The sequence below is a fragment of the uncultured Chloroflexus sp. genome, from assembly GCF_938091255.1.
Taxonomy (GTDB): Bacteria; Chloroflexota; Chloroflexia; order Chloroflexales; family Chloroflexaceae; genus Chloroflexus.
In genome coordinates this window covers 22,326-29,420 of sequence record NZ_CALLJH010000053.1, presented here as the reverse complement: position 1 = coordinate 29,420, position 7,095 = coordinate 22,326, and the positions used below count along the sequence as shown (strand labels likewise).

General features: G+C 55.9%; 5 protein-coding genes. All 5 read left to right on the top strand.

Annotated elements, in window-relative coordinates:
• Positions 1-1,986, top strand: a 1,986-nt coding sequence (locus Q1A00_RS16365) for a DUF11 domain-containing protein (RefSeq protein ID WP_299757855.1), incomplete at its 5' end; no start/stop codon positions are given.
• Positions 1,987-2,634: 648 nt separating this feature from the next.
• Entirely contained in the window at positions 2,635-2,871 is a 237-nt protein-coding gene (locus Q1A00_RS16360; RefSeq protein ID WP_366917435.1) for a zinc ribbon domain-containing protein, read from the top strand.
• 3 nt (positions 2,872-2,874) lie between these two features.
• Positions 2,875-3,849: a sugar phosphate nucleotidyltransferase gene (locus Q1A00_RS16355; RefSeq protein WP_299645101.1), complete on the top strand. Its 975-nt coding sequence runs from the start codon at positions 2,875-2,877 to the stop codon at positions 3,847-3,849.
• Positions 3,850-3,855: 6 nt separating this feature from the next.
• A complete protein-coding gene (locus Q1A00_RS16350) occupies positions 3,856-4,905 on the top strand; it encodes a hypothetical protein (RefSeq protein WP_298406265.1) in 1,050 nt (349 codons plus the stop codon).
• Between the two features lie 261 nt (positions 4,906-5,166).
• Positions 5,167-7,092 carry a PhoX family phosphatase gene (locus tag Q1A00_RS16345; protein ID WP_298406263.1) on the top strand — a complete coding sequence of 642 codons (1,926 nt, stop codon included), beginning with the start codon at positions 5,167-5,169 and terminating at the stop codon, positions 7,090-7,092.
• The last annotated feature ends 3 nt before the right edge of the window (positions 7,093-7,095 follow it).

Sequence of the window (7,095 nt, the reverse complement as noted above, 5' to 3'; positions counted from 1 at the left end):
AGCTCGACGACAGTGGGGACGCTTGAGCGCATAACCTTGATCTGGTCAGATATTACCCTTGCGCCGGGTGAGACACGTTATATCCGCTATAACGTCATTACTCGCGGTCAGTTGCAAACTCGTACCTATTGCAACGACCTCGATCAGCAGAGTATGATGAATGCACTTATCAATCCTAATACCGGGCAGCCGGGTGAAGAGATTAACTTCACGAGCGCGAGAGCTTGTGTGCGTATTACCCCGAACATTCAAGTCAGCAAGTTCTTTAGTGATGCCAACGGGGTCAATCAAGGTACGACTAAGACTGTCAATGGCCCCGTCCCGACGGGTGGACAAGAGCTTTACTTTACCTTAGTGATCACCAACGCTGAGACGACCACCACCTACACCGCCAGTCTGGTTGATTTTGCACCGTCTGCGCTGGCATTTCAGAATGTTGTCGCTACCAATTTGCCGGCCGGCAAGCAAACCCCCGATATTAGCGGCGACACATGGGCGTGGCCAACCCTTGCCATTGCTCCCGGTCAGACCTACACGGTGCGTATTCGCACGCTCTTTAACCCACCGTGTATCACCGGTGAATACAAAAATAGGGTAGGGTATGATTTCTTCGACGCAACCACCGGTCGAACGACGCGGGTCTCACCTCGTCCGCCGATTGAAGCGGTGATTGATTATCGTTGTGGCAGCAACCTCAACCGGCTCGATTACGAGATTAAGGTCGATCGAAAGACCTTGGGCTTGCGTGATCGCGGTCTCTTCACAATAACGGTGAGAAACCTCAATACGAGTGCCCCACTCAATGGCGTAAGCGCCTACGCTTACTTACCGCCACGCTTCCTCTACAGCGAGACGGTCAATAGCTCGCTGTACGCATTTGCCGGCCAGCGTTCGTTGCCCGATGGTCGCACTGAAGTGCGTTGGAACGTAGCACCGATCCCGGCCGGTGGCAAAGTCGATATTCTCTTCCGTGCTGCCGCGGCTGATATCATCAGCATTGAGAAAGTCTACGCGCGGGCAACGGCTGACAATCTACTGTCGGCAACCTGCCGTAGTCTCAATCGTTGTGTTTCGTACACTGTCGACAATCAAGCGTATGATGTTGCGAGGGAAGAAGTAGCTACTCAGCCGCTCCACACATATACGCCACGGATCGAACGGATTACCGAGTGCGCCGTATCCGGTGAAGAGCGGCTTTACACGCTAACAATGCTTAATACCAATGTTATTCCCTATCGCAATACTGTGGTCACGCTAACCTTGCCTATCGGGCTTACCTATTTGCGGCCCGATACCGGTATGCCGGCGCCTGATAGTGTGATCCCAATCACCACCGGTGCGCAGGCCGGCTCGACCCAATTGGTGTGGCGTAACTTGACGGTGCCACCCAAACCGACCAGCGGTAATGTCAGCGAATTGCCGCTAGCGATCTGGTTGCAGGTCGGGCAGGTCTGGAGTGATCAGGGAACGAATGCTGAGGTAACCAGCCCTGACGGGATCATTCCGCGTACCGATGGCGAGGTTGACCCAACCGTGCGCATCTGTGTCGATGGGCCGGCAGTTGCCAAAACGGCGAACATCAAGACGCTGCCGTCGGTTAATCCGGGAGATCCGAATCCGACCTTCCTCTACCATATTGAGGTCGTAAACCCAACCGATAATGCCTTTACCATCTCGTTGCGTGATGTGTTGCCGGCAGGGGTGAGATTCGACGCCATGCTCAGTGGGCCGGCGCCAGCAATCAGCACTACAGGCGGGCGCACGGTGTTGACATGGAACAACCGTACGGTGCCGGCACAAAGTGGTACTGCCATCGGTCGTCTAGCCTTGCTCTTCCGAGTAACGGTCAATCCGAGCCAAGTGAGTGGTTCGTTGACTAATACGGTAGAGATTGTGAATAGTTCGGTCACTATCACAAACCAACTGCTGGAAGCACCGATCGCGCTCAGCGTACCGCGGGTTTGGATGCCCTATGTTGCTCGTTGAGCTTTACTAGATGGGGATTGTTAGCCAGCTCTTCAATGGCATTGCTCGAGCCGTTCGAACCTCTCCTCCTTCTTTCCCAACCAGAAGGAGGAGAGGGAAAACGATCGGCGAGACGCTGACAACGCGCCTCCACATCTACCCATGCTACCCTTGATAACGTAGGTACCCTTCCCTTCTGCACGTCGGAGACAACTATGAACTGTTGGCACTGTAACCGGCCTGCGCACGGCGTCTGTATCTTTTGCGGACGAGCGGTCTGTCGCGATCACGCCCAAGAGATGCCGCATATTGTTGCCTTGTACGCAGATCGGAAGGGCATCCACAAAGCGATTATCACTTCACGTGCGCTCTTTTGCGGTCTCTGTGAGCCACGTGAAGACCCGATAGAGTTACCTGAACTACGCTGATAGCGGGCATGGGGGGACGTGTTGAACTTGCCCCTGAACACGGTAACATCCTCTCGTAAGGTGGCAAAATGTTTAACACGAAGGACGTACCGCAGGTGTGATTCCTCGAAGATTGTCGATGTTTGCGTCCTCTCATCGTGAAGATAAGCAAACCGTTATTCAAGCAGGCAAACCGCCGTGGTATAATGCGGATGGGCCGTGTCCGCCCGCATTCTTCCCCCTGACGTTATGAGGTGAATGTATGCCGATGTACGAATATGGCTGCTTGGATTGTGCGCGCCAGTTCGAACGCTTGCTGCCTATGAACGCGGCTGATCAGCATATTGTCTGCCCCTTCTGCCAGAGCACCCGTGTTCAGCGCCGGTTGTCGCTTTTTGCTACGCATAGCCGTGGCGAAGCTTCAGCCCCAGCAGTAGCCGCGACGATGAGCGACAGCGGGTGCAGTTGCAGCAGTTGCGGCTGCGGGTCAAGGAGCTAAGCTATGCGCGTGATGATCCTGACAGCCGGTTTGGGCACACGCTTGCGTCCGCATACCTTTGTTCGCCCTAAGCCATTAGTCAGCGTCGCCGGCAAGACGGTATTGGCGCACATTATTGACTATCTAGCTCCCCTGCACATCGAGGAGCTGATCTGTGTGGTCGGTTATCTCGGCAACCAGATCGAAGAGTTTATGCGGGCCAATTATTCGTACCCGATGCGCTTTCTTGAGCAAAAGGTGATGCGTGGCCAAGCTGATGCAATCGCATTAGCCCGTGAATTGACTGGTCCGCTCTTGATCGTGTTTGGCGATGGCTTGCTTGAGTTTGATATTGAACGGCTCAACGAGCATCCCAATTACGGCATCATTTACTGCAAAGAGGTCGATGATCCCCGCCGGTTTGGTGTAGTAGTGGTTGAACAAGGCCGGATCGTGCGGCTGGTCGAGAAGCCGAGCGAGCCGATTTCCAATCTGGCTGTAGCCGGGTTCTATTATGTGCCGGAAGCCAGCCGGTTGATGTCGGCGATCGACTACATCATGGAGAATAATATTCAGACCAAGGGGGAATTCTATTTGGCCGATGCGCTGCAAGTGATGATTGACCGCGGCGAAGAGCTGCATGCCGAGAAGGTGCGGGTCTGGCGAGATTGCGGCACGATTGAGTCGCTGCTCGATACCAATCGTTATCTGCTCGAACATGGCCATAATCGCGTCGCCGAGTATCCTAATGCGGTGATCATTCCGCCGGTCAATATTGCGCCAACGGCAGTGATTGAAGAGGCGGTAGTCGGGCCGTATGTCTCGATCGCCGACGGTGCAGCGGTGCGGCAGGCCATTGTGCGCGACTCAATTATCAATGCCGGCGCGCAGATCCAATCGGTCATTATCACCCGCAGCTTAATCGGTGATCGAGCCCATGTGAGCGGTGTTAGCCAAGAGTTGAATGTCGGTGATATGTCGGATATTCGTTTCGGGTGAACCACTATGATTGCTTACAACTTCCATGCCGCAAGCAATGGCGCTCGCGGCGAGGCCAAAGGGGGCCGCTGGGGGTTGGCCTTGCCTGCGAGCGGGCAGGCGCCAGCACTGGCTGGATGGGGACAGGAAGATATGCCGAGCGCGGAGCGCGAGACGATCCGGCGATTGCATATTGATGCTGACCCAACCGAAGCTCGTTTGTTGACCGCTGTGTACGTTTCGCTCAAGACCTATCCATGTGTGGTGCTGAGTGGAAGGGCTGGGGCCGGTAAAGCGGCATTAGTGCAGCATCTGGTAGCAGCGCTGATCGGTGTCGCCCCCGGCCAGTTTGTTCGCATTGGTTCAGCGCAGTGGACGGCGCAGAGCGGCCAGCGTGATTACTACCGTGATCTCCACACCCGCTTCGGCGATAGCCAGTTGAGTGAGGTGCTGAGCGAAGCGCAATCGCCGCAAGGCGCCGGCAAGCTCTACTTTGTCTTGTTTGATGGTTTGGCCCCCGATGAGTTGTTCCATTACTTGCACGAACGGCTGCACCTGTTGCCGGTCGCTGCTAAGCCGGTAGCCGCGCTGCCGAATGTGTTGTTCATTGCCACATTTCACCAACCCAATCAATTGTCGGTGCGCGATGCGCAACTATTGGCCTATGCCCATCAGGTCAATGTCACTGCCTACCGGCGGCAGCCGCCCCAATTGCCGCCGCCGCCGGTAGGCTTGCAACGAGCTATGATCCGCGACTCTGTCCGTGATGTGGTCGAAGCCCGTGATCGATTGCGCGCGGTGTTCGGCGGGCCGCAGTTGCCGCAATTGAGCCCCTCGGCGCAGATTGCCGGCTTTCTACGCTGGTATGGCCTCGCGCCTGATACTACCCTCGATAGCGATATGTGGCTGTTTTTGGCCAATAGCTTCGATCGCTACGGTAATGGCCTGTTTGCCGCCGATCCGGCGCGCAACCTCCAAATCGCCTACGATTTCCGGATGGTGCAACGGGTGATGGCCCGGCTTGATCCGGCCAATGCTGCGCTCAGGCCGGAATTGGCGCGGGCCGTGGGGTGTTGAAACCCTGATCCCATCTGTCTCTTCTTGCGCCGCTCTCTCATCGCAGAGAGCGGCGTTATTTGTTTCCATCCCTCGCCAACCTCGAGCGTGTTATGCCATGATCATTTTTGCTTAACTCTCGTTTCATATTTACACCAATTCTTGTTTATAAACATTCCATATAATCACGGCTGCTCAAGACGTATACATCACAACTCAGCATCCTTGTCTGATGTTCGCGGATACTCTTAATTTTCTGCATTGCAAGGAGGTTTTCAGACTATGGGTGGTCGTGATGAGAAAGACAAATGGGTTGTGCGCTCGCAGGCTGGTATCGGCCAGACACTGGAAGAGGTGTTGGCGCTGCGCATTTCACGGCGCGGTATGCTGAAGACCCTAGCACTAGGTGGTTCGCTTGTCTTAATCGGATCAAATCTGACCGCGGCCGAAGAGGCCTTAGCGGCCAATCCGGGGTTGAAGTTTAAGGCGGTAAAGCCTACTGATCCGAACTTTGATGATGTGGTGGTGCCGGATGGTTATTATGCGCGCACCCTGATCCGTTGGGGTGAGCCCTTGAGTGCTGATGCGCCCGATTTCGATGTCTGGTTACAGACACCGGAAGCGCAGGTCAAGCAGTTTGGTTATAACTGTGACTTTATCGGCTTCTTGCCGCTGCCCTACGGTTCCAATGCCTCGAATCGTGGTCTACTTGTGGTCAATCACGAGTACACCAACGAAGAGTTGATGTTCCCGAAGTACGATGATAAGAATCCGACTCGCAATCAGGTGGATGTCGGCATTGCCGCTCACGGTATGTCGGTGGTCGAAGTGGTGCGCGCGCCTGACGGTACGTGGAGCTACGTGCGCAATTCACGTTATAACCGACGGGTGAGTGGTTTCAGCGCAACCCGCTTGAGCGGGCCGGCTGCCGATCACCCATGGATGCGCACCAGTGCCGATCCCGGAGCTGATGCCATTCTTGGCACCCTTAACAACTGCGCTGGCGGTAAGACGCCGTGGGGCACGGTGGTCAGCGGGGAAGAGAACTTCCATCAGTATTTTGCCAATCTCAATGGTCTTGATCGGAACGATCCACGCTATGCGGTGCATCGCCGGTATGGTATGCCGGCTGGTGAGTCGGAGCGTAAGTGGGAGCGGTTCCATAGCCGGTTCGATATTGCTCAAGAGCCGAATGAGGGCTTCCGGCATGGCTGGTGTGTCGAGATCGACCCCTACGATCCGTTGAAGCCAGTCATTAAGCGCACGGCACTTGGTCGCTTCCGCCACGAGGGGGCAACGTTTGTGGTGACGCGTGATGGGCGCGTGGTCGGCTATCAGGGTGACGATGCCCAGTTTGAGTATGTCTATAAGTTTGTCACCAACGGCAAGTTTAACCCGCGCAACCGTGAAGCGAACATGAACTTGCTTGACGATGGCGTGCTCTATGTGGCGAAGTTTAATCCTGATGGCACTGGTGAGTGGTTGCCGCTGGTGTTTGGCCAAGGCCCGCTAACGCCGGAAAACGGCTTTCGCTCGCAGGGTGATGTGTTGATCAATACCCGCTTGGCCGCTGACTTGGTGGGTGCGACGAAGATGGATCGACCGGAGGATGTTGAGACCAACCCGGTTAACAAGAAGGTCTATATCGCCCTCACCAATAACACCCGCCGTGGAGCAAGCGGTCAGCCCGGTCCTGATGCGGCTAATCCGCGGCCTAACAATGCGTGGGGCCACATCATCGAGCTGACCGAACGCAACGATGATCACGCCGCTACGACCTTCCGCTGGGAGATCTTCATTCTCGCCGGGCTTCCTTCCCAACCGGATACCTACTTTGCCGGCTTTGACAAGAGCAAGGTCTCGCCAATTGGTGCGCCCGACAATGTGGCCTTCGATAATCAGGGCAACCTCTGGATTGCGACCGACGGCGCGCCGCGCGCGATCAAGTTCAACGATGGTTTGTTCGCGGTGCCGGTGAGTGGTGCGCAACGCGGTAATCTGCAACAGTTCTTCTCGTCGGTGGCTGGCAGCGAGGTGTGCGGGCCAGAGTTCACTCCCGACAATCGCACGCTCTTCCTTGCCATTCAGCACCCCGGTGAGGGCAGCACCTTCGAGAACCCGAGCAGCACGTGGCCTGACCGGCAAGGTTTGCCGCGACCGAGCGTGATCACCGTGCAGCGGTTTGATAGCGGCATTATTGGAACGTAGGCG

Coding starts and splice junctions, on each gene's coding strand:
- Q1A00_RS16360 (WP_366917435.1), top strand. CDS start 2,635: ATGCCGATGTACGAATATGGCTGCTTGGATTGTGCGCGCCAGTTCGAA.
- Q1A00_RS16345 (WP_298406263.1), top strand. CDS start 5,167: ATGGGTGGTCGTGATGAGAAAGACAAATGGGTTGTGCGCTCGCAGGCT.
- Q1A00_RS16355 (WP_299645101.1), top strand. CDS start 2,875: ATGCGCGTGATGATCCTGACAGCCGGTTTGGGCACACGCTTGCGTCCG.
- Q1A00_RS16350 (WP_298406265.1), top strand. CDS start 3,856: ATGATTGCTTACAACTTCCATGCCGCAAGCAATGGCGCTCGCGGCGAG.